This window comes from Rahnella rivi, from assembly GCF_019049655.1.
Taxonomy (GTDB): Bacteria; Pseudomonadota; Gammaproteobacteria; order Enterobacterales; family Enterobacteriaceae; genus Rahnella; species Rahnella rivi.
Genome location: NZ_JAFMOX010000041.1, coordinates 40,406 through 59,033 on the forward strand (window position 1 = coordinate 40,406; position 18,628 = coordinate 59,033).

At 52.6% G+C, this 18,628-nt stretch carries 17 protein-coding genes; 1 reads left to right on the forward strand and 16 read right to left on the reverse strand.

Annotation, left to right across the window (positions count from 1 at the left end):
• Positions 1-35 precede the first annotated feature (35 nt).
• The 14 genes from ugpQ to J1779_RS02090 all read right to left on the reverse strand — a co-directional run bounded on the left by ugpQ (position 36) and on the right by J1779_RS02090 (position 13,321).
• Positions 36-776 carry a glycerophosphodiester phosphodiesterase gene (gene ugpQ, locus J1779_RS02025; protein ID WP_420804199.1) on the reverse strand — a complete coding sequence of 247 codons (741 nt, stop codon included), beginning with the start codon at positions 774-776 and terminating at the stop codon, positions 36-38.
• Positions 777-778: 2 nt separating this feature from the next.
• Positions 779-1,852 carry a sn-glycerol-3-phosphate import ATP-binding protein UgpC gene (locus tag J1779_RS02030; protein ID WP_217202721.1) on the reverse strand — a complete coding sequence of 358 codons (1,074 nt, stop codon included), beginning with the start codon at positions 1,850-1,852 and terminating at the stop codon, positions 779-781.
• Positions 1,853-1,858: 6 nt separating this feature from the next.
• Positions 1,859-2,704: a sn-glycerol-3-phosphate ABC transporter permease UgpE gene (gene ugpE, locus J1779_RS02035; RefSeq protein WP_122096543.1), complete on the reverse strand. Its 846-nt coding sequence runs from the start codon at positions 2,702-2,704 to the stop codon at positions 1,859-1,861.
• The gene (gene ugpA / locus J1779_RS02040) at positions 2,701-3,588 is read right to left on the reverse strand and encodes a sn-glycerol-3-phosphate ABC transporter permease UgpA (RefSeq protein WP_056772129.1); all 888 of its coding nucleotides are present in this window, start codon (positions 3,586-3,588) and stop codon (positions 2,701-2,703) included. Before ugpA ends, ugpE begins: the two co-directional genes overlap by 4 nt.
• 166 nt (positions 3,589-3,754) lie before the next feature.
• Complete coding sequence (gene ugpB / locus J1779_RS02045) at positions 3,755-5,068, reverse strand: sn-glycerol-3-phosphate ABC transporter substrate-binding protein UgpB (RefSeq protein WP_183850407.1); 1,314 nt, start codon at positions 5,066-5,068, stop codon at positions 3,755-3,757.
• Positions 5,069-5,270: 202 nt separating this feature from the next.
• A complete protein-coding gene (locus tag J1779_RS02050) occupies positions 5,271-5,750 on the reverse strand; it encodes an Hcp family type VI secretion system effector (protein WP_217202722.1) in 480 nt (159 codons plus the stop codon).
• Between the two features lie 3 nt (positions 5,751-5,753).
• Positions 5,754-6,014, reverse strand: coding sequence for a hypothetical protein (locus tag J1779_RS02055; protein WP_183850402.1), 261 nt, complete (start codon positions 6,012-6,014; stop codon positions 5,754-5,756).
• On the reverse strand, positions 6,001-6,615 hold the full coding sequence (locus J1779_RS02060) for a hypothetical protein (RefSeq protein ID WP_238485032.1): 615 nt from the start codon (positions 6,613-6,615) through the stop codon (positions 6,001-6,003). Before J1779_RS02060 ends, J1779_RS02055 begins: the two co-directional genes overlap by 14 nt.
• A 340-nt stretch (positions 6,616-6,955) precedes the next feature.
• The gene (locus tag J1779_RS02065; protein ID WP_217202724.1) at positions 6,956-8,143 is read right to left on the reverse strand and encodes an aminotransferase-like domain-containing protein; all 1,188 of its coding nucleotides are present in this window, start codon (positions 8,141-8,143) and stop codon (positions 6,956-6,958) included.
• Between the two features lie 131 nt (positions 8,144-8,274).
• Complete coding sequence (gene livF / locus J1779_RS02070) at positions 8,275-8,976, reverse strand: high-affinity branched-chain amino acid ABC transporter ATP-binding protein LivF (RefSeq protein ID WP_136376388.1); 702 nt, start codon at positions 8,974-8,976, stop codon at positions 8,275-8,277.
• A gap of 13 nt (positions 8,977-8,989) precedes the next feature.
• On the reverse strand, positions 8,990-9,760 hold the full coding sequence (gene livG, locus J1779_RS02075; RefSeq protein WP_013577465.1) for a high-affinity branched-chain amino acid ABC transporter ATP-binding protein LivG: 771 nt from the start codon (positions 9,758-9,760) through the stop codon (positions 8,990-8,992).
• Positions 9,757-11,046, reverse strand: coding sequence for a high-affinity branched-chain amino acid ABC transporter permease LivM (locus J1779_RS02080; RefSeq protein WP_056772153.1), 1,290 nt, complete (start codon positions 11,044-11,046; stop codon positions 9,757-9,759). Before J1779_RS02080 ends, livG begins: the two co-directional genes overlap by 4 nt.
• Entirely contained in the window at positions 11,043-11,969 is a 927-nt protein-coding gene (gene livH, locus J1779_RS02085; protein WP_056772157.1) for a high-affinity branched-chain amino acid ABC transporter permease LivH, read from the reverse strand. Before livH ends, J1779_RS02080 begins: the two co-directional genes overlap by 4 nt.
• 239 nt (positions 11,970-12,208) lie before the next feature.
• Complete coding sequence (locus J1779_RS02090; protein WP_056772160.1) at positions 12,209-13,321, reverse strand: branched-chain amino acid ABC transporter substrate-binding protein; 1,113 nt, start codon at positions 13,319-13,321, stop codon at positions 12,209-12,211.
• Positions 13,322-13,725: 404 nt separating this feature from the next.
• Between J1779_RS02090 and panM the strand changes: the two genes are divergently transcribed.
• Complete coding sequence (gene panM / locus J1779_RS02095; RefSeq protein ID WP_217202725.1) at positions 13,726-14,127, forward strand: aspartate 1-decarboxylase autocleavage activator PanM; 402 nt, start codon at positions 13,726-13,728, stop codon at positions 14,125-14,127.
• A gap of 44 nt (positions 14,128-14,171) precedes the next feature.
• Here panM and J1779_RS02100 read toward each other — a convergent pair whose 3' ends face one another.
• Positions 14,172-15,089 (reverse strand): LysR family transcriptional regulator, encoded by a 918-nt coding sequence (locus J1779_RS02100; protein WP_217202726.1) that lies wholly within the window; start codon positions 15,087-15,089, stop codon positions 14,172-14,174.
• Positions 15,090-15,205: 116 nt separating this feature from the next.
• Positions 15,206-18,358, reverse strand: a complete 3,153-nt coding sequence (locus J1779_RS02105) for an autotransporter outer membrane beta-barrel domain-containing protein (RefSeq protein WP_217202727.1) — start codon at positions 18,356-18,358, stop codon at positions 15,206-15,208.
• Between the last annotated feature and the right edge of the window lie 270 nt (positions 18,359-18,628).

The following is an 18,628-nucleotide window of genomic DNA, read 5'->3' on the forward strand; positions in this document are numbered from 1 at the left end:
AATAAGGCGCGATGAACGCGCCTTATTTTTTGTTATCAGACAAAATCCGGCCCGATCACATCAATCTTATCCGTGCAGATGCAATCCACGCCCCAGCGCAATAATTCGCGGGCGCGCTCCGGGTTATTCACGGTGTAAACCAGAATATGCAGCCCGGCGTCTTTGATCGCCCTGACCCGCTCTTCGTTAAGCAATTTATGGTTGAGATGCAGGGAAACGCATTCCAGTTCATCGGTCAGCGCTTTCCAGTTTTCGTGCCATTCGTCAATCAGCAAACCGCGCGGCAATTCCGGTGCGGCTTTTTTGGCCGCGACCAGCGCGTCGAATTCGAACGAGGAAAGCAGCGGCGCAACGGCCTGATCTTTCCACAGTTCGCGGGCGGCCAGCGCCACCCCGGTGCCGGTTTTCTCATTGGTTCCGGTGGTCGGTTTGATCTCGATATTCACCATCATATTGTGGCGCGCACAGCGTTCGGCCACCTCGGCCAGCAACGGCAATTTCTCGCCTTTAAACGCGGCACCGTACCAGTCGCCCGCGTCAAGCTGTTGCAGTTTTTCCCACGGCAGCTCCCCCGCCACGCCCCAGCCATTGCTGGTGCGGTTGAGCGTATCGTCGTGCAGCAGGAAGATTTCCCCGCCCTGCGCCAGTTTGGCGTCAAACTCGATCATGGTGTGGCCGTATTTTGCGCCAACGTCGATGGCTGCCAGCGTATTTTCCGGTGCCAGTGCGCCGCCGCCACGGTGCGCCACAATGCGAGGGTAAGGCCAGGCTTTCATGTTCATTCCATCCGTAATCCGGTTTGAGTATCGAAAAAGTGTAACGCTTTCACCGGGAAATCCAAGCGCAACAGCGAGCCTGCCGTCGGAAACACTTCATGCGATAAACGCACCACAACGCCGCTGCCCGCCAGTTTGCCGTGCGCCAGATTATCTGCGCCCAGCAGTTCCAGCGTGTTAAGCACCATCGGGATCCCTTTTTGCTGATCGTCGGTCAGCTGAATGTGCTCAGGACGAACACCAACGGTCAGCTCCCGGCCACCCCATTCCGGGCGCGGAACCGGCAGCGGTAACTCAAAACCGTCTTCCATCACCAGCGACGTGCCGTCGCTGGTCAGCTGGCCGGGCAGCAGATTCATGGCCGGTGAGCCGATAAAGCTGGCAACAAACAGGCTGGCCGGACGGCGATACACTTCCGACGGCGTACCGATTTGTTCCGCAATGCCTTTGTTCATCACGATCACGCGTTCCGCCAGCGTCATGGCTTCGACCTGATCGTGGGTGACGTACAAACTGGTGGTGCGCAGACGGCGGTGAAGCTGTTGCAGTTCAAGGCGCATCTGCACGCGCAGTTTGGCGTCGAGGTTGGAGAGGGGTTCGTCGAACAGGAATACCGCCGGTTCGCGCACGATAGCGCGCCCCATTGCCACACGCTGACGCTGGCCGCCGGAAAGCTCACGCGGCTTGCGTTTAAGCAGCGGGCCGAGCTCGAGGATGCGTGCGGCTTCTTCAACGCGGGCAAGGATCTGCGCTTTGCCGAAGCCGCGAATTTTCAGGCCATACGCCATGTTGTCGAACACGGTCATGTGCGGATACAACGCGTAGTTCTGGAACACCATCGCGATACCGCGATCTTTCGGTTCCAGCTCGGTGACGCGCTGGTCGTTAATGTAGATATCGCCGGATGTCGTGCGCTCAAGCCCCGCCACCATCCGCAGCAGGGTCGATTTTCCGCAGCCGGAAGGCCCGACCATCACGATAAATTCACCGTCGGCGACGTCCAGATCGATACTCTGGATGATCTGGTTTTTGCCGTCGTAAGACTTGGTCACTGCCTGTAATTTCAAATTTGCCATTTCGGTTTACTTCTCACTGTCTACCAGGCCGCGCACAAACCAGCGCTGCATCAGGAGCACCACCGCCAGCGGTGGTAATAAGGTCAGGATCATGGCCGCCATCACCTGATTCCATTGGGTCGAGCCGTCGCCGGAGGAGATCATGCTTTTGATCCCCGCCACCGCCGTGCCCATCGAGGCATCGCTGGTGATCAGGATCGGCCACAGATACTGGTTCCAGCCATAGATGAAGGTGATAACGAACAGCGCCGCGAGATTGGTTTTCGACAGCGGCAAAACGATGTCCCAGAAAAAGCGCATGGCGCCTGCGCCGTCGATGCGCGCGGCTTCCAGCAGCTCATCCGGCAAGGTCATAAAGAACTGACGGAACAGGAAGGTGGCGGTCGCCGACGCCATCAGCGGCAGCGTCAGGCCGGTGTAACTGTCGAGCATATGCAGATTGGCGATCACCTGCACGGTCGGGAAAATACGCACTTCCACCGGCAGCATCAGCGTCATGAAAATCAGCCAGAAGAACAGGTTACGCAGTGGAAAACGGAAGTAGACAATGGCGAACGCCGACAGCATCGAGACGGAAATCTTGCCGACGGTGATAACGATTGCCATCACAAAACTGTTGACCAGCAAACGGCCAAACGCCGGGCTGTTATTGCCGACGCCCTGCGTCCAGATGGTGCTGATGTTTTCCCATAAATGACTGCCTGGGATCAGCGTCATCGGCACCTCAAAAATCTGTTTGTTATCCAGCGATGCCGCCACAAAGGCGACGTACAGCGGAAACAAAATCACCAGCACGCCGAGCAGCAGCATGATGTGGCTGAAGATATCCAGCCCTCTGCGGTTTTCAATCATTGGTAACGCACCTTACGCTCGACAAAGCGGAACTGAATGAACGTCAGGCCGCAAACCAGCAGCATCAGAATCACGGACTGCGCGGCAGAGCTGGACAGATCCAGGCCGGAGAAACCTTCGCGATAGACTTTATAAATCAGCGTGGTGGTCGCCTGCACCGGGCCACCGGCCGTCGCGGCATCAATGACCGGGAAGGTATCGAAGAAGGCGTACACCAGATTGACCACCAGCAGGAAGAAACTCACCGGCGAAATCAGCGGCAGCACCAGATTGAAGAAACGTCGTACCGGGCCTGCGCCGTCGATCGCCGCCGCTTCCACCAGCGATTTAGGGATCGACTGCAACGCCGCCAGGAAGAACAGGAAGTTGTAGCTGATTTGCTTCCAGACCGACGCCAGCACCACCAGGAACATCGCCTGACCGCTGTTTTGTGCGTGGTTCCAGTTGTAGCCAATCGAGCCTAAGAAATGGGTGATCAGACCCAGACCGGGGCTGAATAAAAACATCCACAAGACGGCGGCCACGGCAGGCGCCACGGCGTAAGGCAGGATCATCAGCGTCTGATAAATCCGGCTGCCGCGCACCACGTGATCGACCAGCGCCGCGAAAAACAGCGAAACGGCCAGTCCGATAAAGGCCACCATAAAGCTGAATTTCAGCGTGGTGTAGAAAGATTCGAGATAGTACGGATCCTGAAAAAGCTGCGTGAAGTTTGTCAGACCGGCGAAGGTACTGGATAAGCCGAAAGGATCCAGCGTCTGCACCGAATACCACAGCGCCTGACCGGCAGGCCACAGGAAGAATATCGCGGTGATTAACAGCTGCGGCAGCACCAGTGCGTAGGGCAACCAGCTGCAACCAAAACCGGGACGGTGTGAACTCATGATGGTTTACTCGTTAATGCGATGACAAAAGGCAGGCTACGCCGGAGGAGGCGTAGCGAGCGAAGCCAGACCGGGTGCGGACAGCGCACAGCTCCCGGCGCGGACACAACGTCCATGACGAGAGCAGGCACTGCCCAATCCAGACGGGCAATGCACAGTAGCCGACTTACTTAGTAGAAGCTTCGAAGCGACGCAGCAGTAAGTTCCCGCGCTGTACTGCGGTATCCAGTGCTTCTTTCGCCGTTTTTTTACCGCTCCACACGCTTTCCAGTTCTTCATCCACAATGGTACGGATCTGCGGCATGTTGCCCAGACGCAGGCCTTTAGTGAACGGTAACGGTGGTTTGTTCAGCATCTGGCGGGTAGCGACGTCAGAACCTGGATTCTTCTCGTAGAAGCCTTCTTTTTTGGTCAGCTCATACGCGGCGGTGGTCACCGGCAGATAACCGGTTTTCTGATGCCATTCGGCAGCGATGGCCGGCGTGGTCAGGAATTGCAGGAATTCGGCGACGCCTTTGTAGGTGTCTTTGTCTTTGCCGTTCATCACCCACAGGCTTGCGCCGCCGATGATGGCGTTTTGTGGTGCGCCTTTGATGTCTGCGTCGTAAGGCATCATGCCTACGCCGTAGTTGAATTTGGAATACTGACGGATGTCAGCCAGTGAACCGGAAGACGCGGTGGTCATCGCGCAATCGCCGTTGTAGAACTTGGCGGTGGATTCATCTTTACGACCAAAATAGGTGAAATCACCTTTTTTGTTCATGTCTTCCAGCATCTGGATATGTTTGATTTGTTCAGGTTTGTTGAATTCCAGAACCGCGTCAGTGCCATCGAAACCGTTGTTTTTGGTGGCGATCGGCAGGCCGTGCCAGGCGCTGAAGTTTTCAATCTGGATCCAACCCTGCCAGCCGCTGGCATATCCGCATTTCATGCCCGCTTCACGCAATTTCTCGGTGTAGGCGGCCATGTCCTGCCAGGTTTTTGGTGGCTGATCCGGGTTCAGACCGGCTTTCTTGAACGCGTCTTTGTTGTAATACAGCACCGGCGTGGAGCTGTTGAAAGGCTGGGACAGCAGGCGGCCTTTGGAATCGGAGTAGTAACCGGAAACGGTCGGCACGAACTGAGACACATCCTGCTTAAGACCGGCATCGCTGAACACTTCGTAGACCGGCTTGATGGCTTTGCTGGCCATCATGGTCGCGGTACCCACTTCGTACACCTGCAAAATCGCCGGTGCATTACCGGTACGGTACGCGGCGATACCCGCAGCCAGGCTTTCGTCATATTTGCCTTTGTAAACAGGCACGATTTTGACATCAGGGTGCGTCTGGTTAAAACGGTCAGCCAGTGAGTTCACTTCTTTCCCTAACTCGCCATCCATTGAATGCCAGAAAGGAATTTCTGTCACAGCGAAAGCATTGGCGCTGAAAGCCAGCGCCAGCGCGGTGCCGATAACCGTTTTTTTGAGGTTGATGAACATGCCTGTCTCCTGAATTCTGCTGGTGTGCTGCAAGTGCAGCCTGAAGTATGCCGGGTAGAGTCGGGAGGTAAAATGACACGGAAAAATGACAATAAGGTTACGAGGAAGTTAAGCGGTGATGACAGGCAGATGGCAGAAAATGAGGTTCATGGCGGTTAAGCGTAATGATAAACCGTCTTCAGGACGGCTTATCTTATTAGCGTTATGCAACGGTGCGTTCATTCCAGCTGTCTTTAAATATTATGTTTCCGTCGACATATTTCCATTGAATTGACTCATAGCGAATTTCAATATTTTCCAGATGCGTTCCTGTTCCCGAATCTGGATGAAGGCTCGGAGTAATGCCGGTGATTTTCACATTTTCCATGCGAATGTTGAAATACTCCGCTTCTGCACCAGCATCTGCTGTGTGATACATCTTTAATTCAGCGGATTTAAGCGTGAGTCCCTGACTAATCGCACGGTAAAGTATGGGGGTTGTGCGATCAAATTCCTTTTGGAATAGGATCGGCGTATGAATACGCGTGCCTGTTAATTTCCCCGTATTCCTGTCCGTCGGAACTGTCAGATGATGTGAAAGTGATTTTACTTCAATAGAGCCAATACGCCCGTGAACATCACAGTTTCCGATAATAGGAGAACCATTTTCATCCGTTAACCACAAATAAGCAGGATTAGACATTTTTTATTTCCTTAATTTAACGTTTCTGTTTTTCTTCCTATAGCCTTCTATTTTTCCGATGTACTTTGATACACAGAAGAAAAAAACCAGCCATCCTGCGGCATAAACAAATTTCATAGGCCATACAACTGGCAGCATAAGGCATCCGATTAACCCGCCAACAAAAAGCACGGATTCAAAAAAATCCCATACTTTGACGACGGCAAATATCACCCCTTTCGCAGCGCCTTTTGCAACAACCAGAAGCGGTTTATTGTGTGACATGCAGTTTTCGCCCTACAGCATCGATTATCCTGTCAAATTCAGGCTGCCCGCGCGTCGCACCTATGTGCACCGCATCAATGAACGGTTTAACCGCAGGTTCAAAAAGAAAGTAAGTAAGGTCATAATCCTGTGGGCGAAGGAGTCTGTAAATCTCCGGGACTTCGATGGCAAGGCTTTCTGACTTTCTTATTGAGCGCTCACTCATTCCCCCTATCAGTAAAATCATCGTCACCCTGCCAATCCAGTTTTTGGCACTTTGGGTACCGATAAATGACACTCTCGCAAGCACAGCAGCACCGATTACCGCAATTAGTTTCGCGGTAATTAAACGCCCTGCCACTGAAGATACGACACCACGATAGGCATTATTTTGTTTATTTACTGAGGTATATTTATCGAATTCGTTAAATATAATCCCTACCGCATGTGTTATATGTTTGTAATTCAATATGTCATTATGTATTGCTTCAGCCATTCGGAAACGCTGTGTCTGATGTGCAAAGCGGGAGTCTGTATCAAAATACCCCAGGGCCAGATAACCCATATCCAAAGGAACGCTAAGTGCGCCATTAATTAATCCGGTAATTGTGGCGGGGGACATGATGATGTCTGAAATTCTATACGCAATATCTTCTATATCACTTGAAATATTATCGGTGTCTGCCACGATATACTTCCCTGATTTCGTGTTGAAAAAAAACATTAATACATAAATGGTTTAATGACAAGATATTATAAATTCCAATTCTTCTTCATTAAACGTGTGTTATATCGCTGAATATTAGGGAGAGATATGAACCAGTAGCCACTGACTTTGGCTATCTATGCCGATGGGGGGTTACCCTTAGATTATCCCACTTTTCCGGACACCCACGCGATGAAGCAAAAAAATAAGGCGCATCAGGTTACTGATGCGCCTCAGGGAATACGATAAAGAGAAATTACAGCGCGCGTTTCAGGCGGGCCACCGCTTCGTGCATTTGTTCTTCGGTTGCGGTCGCGAAGGAAAGACGGAAGGTCGAGTGATCCGGATTATCGGCATAGAAGAATTCGCCCGGCACAAAGACCACGCCCTGCTCCAGCGTCTTTTTCATCCATTCAGCGCAGTTGCGCGGCTCGCGGAAACGCGCCCACAGGAACATACCGCCTTTCGGATATTCGAAGGTCAGCACGTCGCCCAGTTCACGCTCGAGCAGCTCAGCCATGACCTGACATTTCTTTTTGTACGCCGCACGAATGGTTTCGATCTGGGCAGGCAAACGCCCCAGGCCGAGATAGCATTCGGCAATTGACTGTGACAGCGCGCTGGCGTGCAGATCCGCCGCCTGTTTAATGATGGCGACTTTGTGCAGCAACCAGTCTGGCATGATCACCCAGCCCAGACGCAGACCCGGCGCCAGAATTTTAGAAAAGGTCGAGGTATAGATGATGTTCTCGGCGTGGCCGAACAACGCTTTCGACAGCTCAAACAACGTCGGCTGGCGTTCATCGGTGAAACGCAGTTCGCCGTACGGGTCATCTTCTACAATCAGGAATTCGTGCTGTGCCGCCAGTTTCACCAGTTGCTCACGACGGGCGCGGCTCAGGGTTACACCGCTCGGGTTGCCGAATGTCGGCACCAGATAGACGCCTTTAATTTTGCGGGTTTTCAGCAGTTCAGCCAGTTCATCAACAATCATGCCGTCGCCGTCGGAGCCAACGGAGAGGATCTGCGCTTCGGCCAGTTCCAGCGTCTGTAACGCCGCCAGATAGGTCGGGCGTTCCACCACGAAAATATCATGCGGGTTCACGACGGCACGCATCACCAGATCCAGCGCCTGCTGGGAACCGGCGGTGACCACGATATCGTCAGCACCGGCAACCACACCACGCTCTGCACAAAGCTCAGCAATACGCTCACGCAGCGTATGGCTGCCTTCCGTCAGACCGTACTGGAAAGCGTGCTCAGGCTGTTCAGTGATCGCCTGCTGCGTGGCTTCGCGCAGGCCGTCGAAATCGAACAGCGCCGAAGAAGGAATACCGCCCGCCAGTGAAATAACGCCTTCCATTTTGCTGTGTTTAAGCAGTTCCCGGATGGCTGAGCTTTTGAGCCTGACCATGCGGGCGGCGAGTAAACCTTCTGTGTTCATGAAATGTTCCTGATGAGTAGCCAAGTTATAAGAATGTAAGAGTTGTTAATTTATCGACAAAATAAAAACCGCAAAGCGCCAGCCGTGCGGTTTTATAGATTTATCACAGATTTTTGAAATCCGAAGCCAATTTATGCGCCGAGATAGGCCGCACGCACCGCTTCGTTCGCCAGCAATGCCGCACCGGTATCTTCCAGGACCACATGGCCGTTCTCCAGCACATAACCGCGGTCGGCGAGTTTGAGCGCCTGATTGGCGTTTTGCTCGACCAGGAAGATGGTCATCCCCTCTTCGCGCAGTTGCTGGATGGTGTCAAAAATCTGCTGGATGATGATCGGCGCCAGCCCCAGCGACGGTTCATCGAGCAGCAGCAAACGCGGCTGGCTCATCAGCGCACGGCCAATCGCCAGCATCTGTTGTTCACCGCCGGACATGGTGCCGGAACGCTGCACACGGCGCTCTTTCAGGCGCGGAAACAGCGTAAATACGCGCTCCAGACGGGCATGAAACTGGTCGCGTGTGGCAAAGAAACCGCCCATCGCCAGATTCTCTTCCACCGTCATGCGGGAGAACACGCGGCGGCCTTCCGGCACAATCGCGATATCGCCACGCATGATTTTGGCGGTCTGCCACCGGGTGATGTCCTGCCCTTCGAAAATGATCGAGCCGTTCGTCGCACGCGGTTCGCCACACAAACTGCCGAGCAGCGTGGTTTTACCCGCGCCGTTCGCGCCGATCAGCGTGACGATTTCCCCTTTATTAATACTCAGACTGACTTCATGCAGCGCCTGAATTTTGCCGTAATGGGCGGATACCTGATTAAATGACAACATCGTGTTCTGTCCCTTACCCTTCGCCAAGATACGCACGGATCACATCCGGATTGTTACGAATTTCAGCCGGTGTGCCCTGCGCCAGCGGCGTGCCCTGATTCACCACGTAGATGCGGTCAGAAATGCCCATCACCAGTTTCATGTCGTGCTCAATCAGCAGCACCGACACGTTGTGCTGGTTACGCAGCTCGGCAATCAGCTGGTTCAGCTCTTCGGTTTCCCGCGGGTTCAGGCCGGCTGCCGGTTCGTCGAGCATCAGGATTTCCGGACGCGTCACCATGCAGCGCACAATCTCCAGACGGCGTTGCTGGCCGTACGCCAGATTCCCCGCCTGACGGTTGGCCAGTTCGAGCAGCCCGACACGTTCCAGCCAGTCGGCAGCGCGATCCAGTGCATCCGCTTCAGCGCGACGGAATCCCGGCGTTTTGAACAAGCCCGCCAGTACACCGCTTTTCAGGTGCTGATGCTGGGCAACCAGCAGGTTTTCAATCACAGTCATTTCGCGGAACAGACGCACGTGCTGGAAAGTGCGCACCACGCCCATGCGGGCGATTTTCTGCCCCGGTAACCCTTCAAGATGCTGGTCGCGCAGTTTAATGGTGCCGCCGCTCGGCTTGTAGAAACCGGTCAGGCAGTTAAACACCGTGGTTTTACCGGCGCCGTTCGGGCCGATCAGCGAAACAATTTCGCCCTGGTTGAGGTTCAGCGCCACGTTGTTGACCGCCAGCAGGCCGCCAAAACGCATCATCAGACCTTCAACCGCTAACAGAGGTTGCGTGCTCATGCCTGTTCCCCCTGATCCGCGATTTGTTTCTTAGAAAGCTTCAGTTTGAGATGGACACGTTTCATCGGCAGCAAGCCCTGCGGACGCCAGATCATCATCAGCACCATTAACGCACCGAGCAGTAACATGCTGTATTCGTTCAGATCACGCATCAGCTCACGGGAAACCACCAGCAGAATCGCCGCCAGAATCACTGCGAACTGCGAGCCCATGCCGCCGAGCACCACGATAGCCAGCACGAAAGCGGATTCCGCAAAGGTGAAGGATTCCGGGCTGACAAAGCCCTGACGCGCAGCGAACAGCGTACCGGCAAAACCGGCAAACGCGGCGCTGATGGTGAACGCGGTCAGTTTGATGCGGGTCGGGTTCAGCCCGAGCGACCGGCAGGCAATTTCATCTTCACGCAACGCTTCCCACGCACGGCCCAGCGGCATACGCAGCAAACGGTTGATGATGAACAAGGTGGCGATCACCAGCAGCAGCGCCACCATGTACAGGAAGATGATGCGGTCGCTCGGGTCGTAGGCCACGCCAAAGAAGTTGCTGAAGGTGTCCCAGCCGCCGTCGCGCGGTGTGCGGCTGAATTCCAGCCCGAACAGCGTCGGTTTGGGGATCTGGCTGATGCCGTTCGGCCCGCCGGTCAGTTCGGTATTGTTGAGCAGCAGGATACGGACGATTTCGCCGAAGCCGAGGGTCACAATCGCCAGATAGTCGCCCCGCAATCGCAGAACCGGGAATCCGAGCAGGAAACCAAATGCCGCCGACACCAGACCGGCCAGCGGTAACGCTTCCCAGAACCCGATACCGTAATAGTGATTGAGCAGCGCGTAGGTGTAAGCGCCGATGGCGTAAAAGCCGCCGTAACCCAGCACCAGCAGGCCGGACAGCCCGACCACCACGTTCAGGCCGAGGCCGAGCATGATGTAGATGAGCGTCAGCGTGGCGATATCCACCGTCCCGCGTGAGACGATAAACGGCCAGGCGATGGCGGCGATAATCAGCACCAGCGCCAGCAGTTTTTGTTTCGGCGTCGAGCCGTCAAAGCTTGGCAACACCCAGCCTGGCCCGGAGATTTTTTTCAGGCTGCTGCTGACCATCGGGCGGAACAGCTGGAACACAAAAACAATCGCACAACCGATGGCAATCCACGTCCAGCGCACTTCACCGGCCCCGTTGACCACCAGTTTTGTGCCATCGAGGCTCAGCTGCAATCCCATGATGAACGCGGCCAGCACCAGCAGGACGAAAGCGGAAACCAGCGCATTTAACAGATTCAGGCGCTTCATACTTTCTCAACCTCCGGACGTCCGAGAATACCGGTCGGCAGTACCAGCAGCACCACGATCAGCAGCGCGAAGGACACCACGTCTTTGTATTCGGTGCTCAGATACGCCGAGGTCAGCGCTTCGGCCACGCCTAAAATCAGGCCGCCGATCATCGCCCCCGGAATGCTGCCGATACCGCCGAGAACCGCCGCGGTGAAGGCTTTCATCCCGGCCATAAAGCCGATGTACGGGTTGATGACGCCGTAGAACTGACCGAGGAGAACGCCCGCCACCGCCGCCATTAATGCGCCGATGACGAAAGTCAGTGAGATCACGCGGTCAGTGCTGATCCCCAGCAGGCTGGCCATTTTGAGATCTTCCGCGCAGGCGCGACAGGCGCGGCCCATGCGTGAATAACGGATGAACAGCGTCAGCGCCAGCATGGCAACAAAAGTCACTATCCAGATGATCAGCTGCATGGTGCTGATGGTCGCCGCAAAGCCGTTAGCTTCGCCCAGTGTCCACTGGCCGGTCACCAGACTCGGTAAGGCGAGATCACGCGAGCCCTGGGTCAGGCTGACGTAGTTTTGCAGAAAAATAGACATCCCGATGGCAGAAATCAGTGCAATAAGACGTTTGGAGTTACGCACCGGCTTATACGCCACGCGTTCAATACTCCAGCCGTAGGCACTGGAAATCACAATCGCGGCGATAAAACCGGCACCGATCAGCAACCAGCTGGCGTCGATACCCATCATCATCAGGGCGGCGATTACGATAAAGGAGACATAACTGCCGATCATATACACCTCGCCGTGGGCGAAGTTGATCATGCCGATAATGCCGTAAACCATGGTGTAACCAATGGCGATCAGCGCATAGGTGCTGCCCAACGTAACGCCGTTGAACATCTGCTGAGTGAAATAGAGGAACTGCTCTGACATACCCTATCCTTATTAATCAAGGGTTTGAAAACTTGTGCTGAGACTGCAACCCGGCGCCTCATATAACACCAGACGCCGGGCAGAGTAATGCGCTGTTCTGCTACTACTGCATAGCAATGCCAAAATCATTCTGGTTGCAGGCAGGCGGCAATCGAACGAGTCCCGATGCGCTGACATGAGTCAGTGATTCGGGTGAGCGAGTGCAGCCAACCCCCTGCAACCTGAAGGATGCCGGGCATTTATTTAATTGGGGTAGACGTGCCGTCTTTATGCCATTCGAAAATACCGAATTCGAATCCTTTCAGGTCACCTTTATCATCCCAGCTCAGCGGGCCCATGACGGTATCCACTGACGCAGATTTCAGGTTTTTAGCAATATCAGCCGGTTCCATGCTGCCGCTGCGTTCCATACCGGTGGTCAGCGCCTGCAATGCGGCGTAAGTCGTCCAGACGAACGGACCGGTTGGATCCAGTTTCTTGGCTTTCAGTTCGTCAACGATTGGCTGGTTGGCCGGAACCTGGTCATAACGTTTTGGCAACGTCACCAGCATACCTTCAGAGGCATCACCGGCAATGTTAGACAGTGAGGAGTTGCCCACGCCTTCCGGACCCATGAATTTCGCGTTCAGACCGGCCTGTTTTGACTGACGCAGGATCTGGCCCATTTCCGGGTAGTAACCGCCGAAATAAACGAAATCGACGTTTTCTTTCTTCAGACGCGCCACCAGGGTGGAGAAGTCTTTATCGCCTGCGGTGACGCCTTCAAACAGCACCACGTTGCCGCCGCCTTTTTTCAGCGCGTCCTGTACGGAACGGGCCAGGCCTTCGCCGTATTGCTGTTTGTCATGCACCACGGCAATACGTTTTGGTTTGATGGTGTCGAGGATGTATTTCGCAGCGGTCGGGCCCTGATCGGAATCCAGACCGGTGGTGCGCATCACCATTTTGTAACCACGGGTGGTCAGGTCAGCGTTGGTCGCTGCCGGTGTGATCATTAACACGCCTTCATCTTCATAGATGTCGGAGGCGGGCTGAGTGGAAGAGGAACACAGGTGGCCGATCACGTAACGGATACCGTCGTTGATCACTTTGTTAGCCACGGCGACCGCTTGTTTCGGGTCACAGGCATCGTCATATTCGACGCCAACCAGTTTGTCGCCTTTTACGCCGCCTTTGGCGTTGATGTCAGCGATGGCTTGTTTCGCGCCAGTAAATTCCATATCGCCATACTGGGCAACCGGACCGGACATCGCGCCCACGATGGCGACTTTAATATCTTTTGCAAACGCGGCCTGACTCATTGCCAATGCAATACACCCTGCCAGCCAGATCTTACCCTTTGTTACTTTCATCCGATTACCCCGTTGATGTGTGTTGTGGTTTGCGCTTTCTTTGCCTGTTCAAAACGTCATCACTTAAGAAATTTAGTATAAGTAATAACGAGTTACCGGCTTATTTCGTCTTATTTTCGAATAAGACTTTATAATTCATATCATTAAACAGGAATTTTCTTCTGCAAATCAAATAGCACAATCAGAAATATGAGGTGTAAACAGAATTTTATCTGGGCATTAAATCGGTTCCCTGTCAGACAATCAGTGGTAAACGCTGGCATTATTGATTAAAGCCAACATTTATCGCTTATACAGGGATCGCCAAAAAAGTTTTCGCGCTGTTACTGTACAAAAAAAGTTACGCCCGGTTTTTAGCAGGATCCGCTACACTACACGCCTCCTTTTTTCAGACCTTCCGCATCATGAAATTAACGATTCAAAGACTCACCTCCCTCAGCGCACAAGACCTGATCGATCTGGCAAAAATCTGGCCTGAGCAAACGCAAAACGACTGGCAAGCCAGCCTGCAAAATGATCGTGCGCTGTTTGCGGCGGTGTTTAATGAACGCATTCTGGGTGCCGTGAAAATCCGGCTAAACGGCAGTCAGGGTGAACTCAGCGATCTGCTGGTGCGTGAAGTGACGCGCCGTCGCGGTGTCGGGTTATATCTGATGGAAGATTTGCAGGCGCAATTGCCGCAGGTGAAAAGCTGGACGATGAAAGTCGAGCCGGAACCCGTGCTGGATGCCTTTATGACGGCGTGTGGTTTTCACTATGAAAATGGCTTCTGGATAAAAAACCTGCAGGGGCCCAGCAAACACTGAAGCCCGGTACAGGCACTTTCCCTGGTAAGGGAATGGAAGGTGGGTCAGAGCACGCCTGCAAATGCCTGCGTTGAAAAATGCCGGAGAATATCTTTAATCGTTTGGTCTGACGCCATCGATTTCTGATAACTCAGATAGACGGGTAAAGGCAGGAGTTTTTGGACCGAATCAATACATTTAATACTGAATATCTCTTTAAAATGGTCTAAAACCCATTTTGGTATAATGCAAATACATTCGCTGTTTTCCACCGTTTTCAGCAAGGTGATAAATGAATTATATTCCAGCAGACTGAAGAATCTCGACTTAGGAATGAACCCTTCAATTTCATCTTCTTTATTCTTCATCCGGTAAAATACAATATATTCTTCATTCTGAAAGTTCTCCTCTGTCAGGACATCTTTTACGCGGGGATGATTATCTGAGCAGATGTAACACAGCTCCTCATCCATTATTTTTACATTTTCGTAAGAACTGTCCTGACAGGGTGTGAAACCAAGAATGACTTCAGTCATGCCAGAAAAAGACATTGCAGACTCTGGCCTCTCAAAGGCCGAATCGTGAATGACCTGATATTTAGGGTGTTGTGACATCACTACGTCTGAGATATCGGAAAATAATCTGACACAAAGATAATCTGAACAGCGGATCACCAGTTTCTTAATAGCGTTGGCATCAAGGAGCTGATCAATATCCTCAATCAGTTTCACCATATCATCATGCACTAAGAAATATAAATGTCTGGCGGTGTCCGTGGGTATCATCGTCTGGCAATCACGAACAAAGAGCGGATCAAAAAAATATCCCCTCAGTTTATTTAATGATTGCGACACTGCCGAAGCGGATACCCCCAGACGCGATGCGGTTTGGCTTACACTGCCACACTCAAAAAGTAAAACAAATAAAGGAAGCAGGTTTATATCAAATTTCCTGTATAGCTTATTAATATTATCGATGCTCATGAAAACTCCATTCCAGGTAATGACTCTCTTTTAAGCGCCATGACCAATGTCATTTTATGAAAACAGAAGATGAATAAAGCGGCCTCGCGGCCGCTTTGAAGAACTAATAAAATGATTTAGAAGTTATATTGATAGCCTAGTGACAAACCTTTATCGACAATATCATCTTCTTTCCATTGATAAGCATCGAAGGCAAGTTTGCCGGCCTTGCCGCCATAACTCAGCCCCATTTTGGCGACACCATTAAAGCCACCACCCTGCTGATCGTCGTTCATGGTAAAGCTGGCATTGTTCGCGCCCTGCAAAGAGGCTTTCTGCGCAGATTGGGTATAACTGAGATTCGGCCCGCCTTCCAGCAGGGCATTCATCGCCCAGCCATTCGATGCCGCATATTTCATCTGAACGCCGATGACAGCATCTACTGCCGTTTCGTTGCTGGAATCCATATTCAGATTGAAATCACCCGCGCCTCTTTCGCTGTAAGCATCGTTATTGGTGTGGCGAAGTTTCATGCCCACAGAAGGGGTCAGATTCAAACCTTCTGCCACGTCAAACCCTCTGCTGAACTGGCTGCGCCATTCCATGTACTGCTGGCTGTTGTCAGAACTGGCGGTCTGGTTAACACCGGAATAACGGATGCTGCGGTTACTTTCCAGCTGATGCACGTCGTAGCGCAAGGCGTTGGTCAGTTTCAGACTGCCAAAATCTACGCTGTGATTGATGCCGAAGAACTGGCTGTAACCGCCGGTCAACCCGTTATCACCCGCTTTGCTTTTGCCATCGATGCCGTTACCGTCCAGACGCGCAATACCGTACTGCATTTGCATCTTCTGGCCTGCACTGAGGTCAAAACTCTGACTCAGGGCCATCATGTCATAACGGGTATCGTTGCCCAGTTCGCTGCGTTTATCGTTTTTATCCACCAGATTAAAACCAAAACCTGACGGCAATACGATGGCGTTATCGGCCAGCATATTGAAACGCTGGCTCAGCACTCGCGCCTCTTTGAAAGCGGTGGTGGCATCCACGCCGGAAAGCTGACGCATCGCTTTATCGACTTCCGACGCGGTTTGCAGATTGAGGCTGCTATACAACGCGTTGTTGGTGTAGTTCGCATCGAGCGTGGCGGCCATGTTCTGCGCGCTGGCATCACTGCTGACCACGTCCTGATAACTGTTTTTGCTCATCGTGACATCAACGTTGCCACTCTGATCAGTCTGCGCGCTGGCGGACCAGACGACGCTGGTTGACTGTATGTTTTCCGCGCCCTGAATATCTTCACCCACAAAGACATTGTCGAAGGTTTGAGTCTGGGCGGCGGTGCCGGAGGTAAAACCGGTATCCACAGAAACGTCGTTCAAATCAGCATGGCTGACCGTCATTGTCCCTGACGTGCCGGCGGCAGTGGTGCCTACGGTATAGTTGCTGACCGTGCTGCGGTAAACCGAGGTAGTATCGACAACAGTACCGGCTTCGCCTTTCACCAACCCATACGACGTCACACCCGCACGCACATTCACTTCACCGGTATTCACCAGATGCGCCGTGGCGCTGCCTGCGCGGTCAAACACATAGGAACCGTCGGCATTGATATTCACCGTGCCCTGGTTATAGGCCGTGACGTTGTCGCCCACCGCTTTAAAGGCCACAAGCCCGGTACCATTTTCCGCGATAGAAAGGCTGGAATCGCCAAGATTGATCGTCCCGTTGTTGACCAGCGTCGTATTATTTTGACCATACATTGCCACCGCATTACCGCCGCTGACGGTCATTGTGCCATTGTTGACAAAGGTATTGACCGTGCCGGCGCTGTTACCTAATGAAACTGCGGCCAGGGTGTTCGGAGAGATGAGATCTGGTTTAGCGCTAACCGAATTAAGCAGAGAGAAATCGATCAGGCCATCATTGACCGCATTGATGGTCCCCTGATCATGAGCAGATCCTGATGCCTGTGGGTCAGAATAAACAATGTTGCCACCGAAATCTGAAAGGACCGATGTTCCCCCTCTGGCGGTAATCACCCCGGTTGATGTATTGGTCCAGGTATCTGTACTTTGTGCCGAATCCCCCCCCAGGATAAAGAGACTGGTGGTTATCACATTATCCTTACCAGCAAAAGCATACTTTCCATCCTCACCGAGCACAGAAATGGTGCCTGAATTATAAATATCTGAGCTGTTCAGGCTGATAATTGAACTAAACCGGCCAGTGACAGCTCCGGTATTAATAAATACACCATTGTCCAGCCGTACAGCATCAAGTGTATACATATAATTGTTTGGGGCAAAAGCAAAGGTAGAATCGTCAACGCCATCATCCAACTCCATACGTCCTGAATTCAAAAATATGGCGTTATCCTCTATCCTTACACGGCCTTTATCATTAATACCATCAGGAACATAAACGGGAAGTGAACTCACTTGGTATGGGTCTATTATATATTTTTGGCCAACTTTATTTTCCACCACTATAGTGCCGGTATATATAATTTCCCCGTTTTCCAATTTCCCACTCACATCGAGATATTGCGACGTCCAGATTTTTTTCCCGGTGGGTGTCGTTGCATCCAGGGTCCATGATTTTCGATCGGCAATGCTGTAACCGGTGATCGCGCCCGTGGCCTGATCCAGCGTCTGCGCAGTATAGGTTTTGCCCGTCGAATCCGTGACAAGCCAGGTGCCGTTCGCCTGCTTCACTGCCTGCATAGTCTCACCGCTGAGCGTCAGCGAAGCGGTCGTTGCGCCCGGCACCATCGTCACTGACAGTCCGTTTGGATAAGTGGTGGTCACCGGCGTTTGATCTGGCGTATCGCCACCATCATCGGGATCCGGTGGCGTATCACCGCCATCGTCCGGATTCGGTGGCGTATCACCGCCGTCATCCGGATTCGGTGGCGTGTTACCGCCGTCATCCGGATTCGGTGGCGTGTTGCCGCCGTCGTCCGGATTCGGTGGCGTGTTGCCGCCGTCATCCGGATTCGGCGGTGTGCTGCCGCCATCATCTGAACCGCCACCGCCACCGCCAGCTGACATGGCAATACCGACCACCGCAGCCACTCCGGCAAGCGCGCCTCCCGTTATCCATAACTGCTGCTCAGTAATTCCTGATTTTTGACACGCTGCGGGAAGTGCGTCTTTATCGGCCTGACTTAAACCATCAATATTTTTTGGACAAGCGGGAGCAGGACCGGAGAGCGGAGTAGCAGCAAATGAATTCTGCTGACTCAGGGCAAGAATAATACAAAGGGGTAATAACTTTATCTTTTTCATTAAATGAATCCTTTCAAACAGAATAAATAATCCCTCATGACCTCTAAAAAAACTCAACCCCTCTGTTAATCAATAGCTGGAGAGTATTTATTTTAGAAGTGCAGGAGTGATCAACCTCATTAACATTTCTGAATAAAAATAATCCATTATATTTTCCATAAAAAATGAAAATTTTCGATCCTGACGATCTAATAATCAAATAAGCAGTAGTTTTATGCAGTTACAGAATATTTACTCGATCAAACCGATCGACGATCTTAAGTAAAATAT

Excerpts from the sequence above, each read along its gene's own strand:
- ugpQ (WP_420804199.1), bottom strand. The coding sequence starts at position 776 with ATGAAAGCCTGGCCTTACCCTCGCATTGTGGCGCACCGTGGCGGCGGC.
- J1779_RS02030 (WP_217202721.1), bottom strand. The coding sequence starts at position 1,852 with ATGGCAAATTTGAAATTACAGGCAGTGACCAAGTCTTACGACGGCAAA.
- ugpE (WP_122096543.1), bottom strand. The coding sequence starts at position 2,704 with ATGATTGAAAACCGCAGAGGGCTGGATATCTTCAGCCACATCATGCTG.
- ugpA (WP_056772129.1), bottom strand. The coding sequence starts at position 3,588 with ATGAGTTCACACCGTCCCGGTTTTGGTTGCAGCTGGTTGCCCTACGCA.
- ugpB (WP_183850407.1), bottom strand. The coding sequence starts at position 5,068 with ATGTTCATCAACCTCAAAAAAACGGTTATCGGCACCGCGCTGGCGCTG.
- J1779_RS02050 (WP_217202722.1), bottom strand. The coding sequence starts at position 5,750 with ATGTCTAATCCTGCTTATTTGTGGTTAACGGATGAAAATGGTTCTCCT.
- J1779_RS02055 (WP_183850402.1), bottom strand. The coding sequence starts at position 6,014 with ATGTCACACAATAAACCGCTTCTGGTTGTTGCAAAAGGCGCTGCGAAA.
- J1779_RS02060 (WP_238485032.1), bottom strand. The coding sequence starts at position 6,615 with ATGTCCCCCGCCACAATTACCGGATTAATTAATGGCGCACTTAGCGTT.
- J1779_RS02065 (WP_217202724.1), bottom strand. The coding sequence starts at position 8,143 with ATGAACACAGAAGGTTTACTCGCCGCCCGCATGGTCAGGCTCAAAAGC.
- livF (WP_136376388.1), bottom strand. The coding sequence starts at position 8,976 with ATGTTGTCATTTAATCAGGTATCCGCCCATTACGGCAAAATTCAGGCG.
- livG (WP_013577465.1), bottom strand. The coding sequence starts at position 9,760 with ATGAGCACGCAACCTCTGTTAGCGGTTGAAGGTCTGATGATGCGTTTT.
- J1779_RS02080 (WP_056772153.1), bottom strand. The coding sequence starts at position 11,046 with ATGAAGCGCCTGAATCTGTTAAATGCGCTGGTTTCCGCTTTCGTCCTG.
- livH (WP_056772157.1), bottom strand. The coding sequence starts at position 11,969 with ATGTCAGAGCAGTTCCTCTATTTCACTCAGCAGATGTTCAACGGCGTT.
- J1779_RS02090 (WP_056772160.1), bottom strand. The coding sequence starts at position 13,321 with ATGAAAGTAACAAAGGGTAAGATCTGGCTGGCAGGGTGTATTGCATTG.
- panM (WP_217202725.1), top strand. The coding sequence starts at position 13,726 with ATGAAATTAACGATTCAAAGACTCACCTCCCTCAGCGCACAAGACCTG.
- J1779_RS02100 (WP_217202726.1), bottom strand. The coding sequence starts at position 15,089 with ATGAGCATCGATAATATTAATAAGCTATACAGGAAATTTGATATAAAC.
- J1779_RS02105 (WP_217202727.1), bottom strand. The coding sequence starts at position 18,358 with ATGAAAAAGATAAAGTTATTACCCCTTTGTATTATTCTTGCCCTGAGT.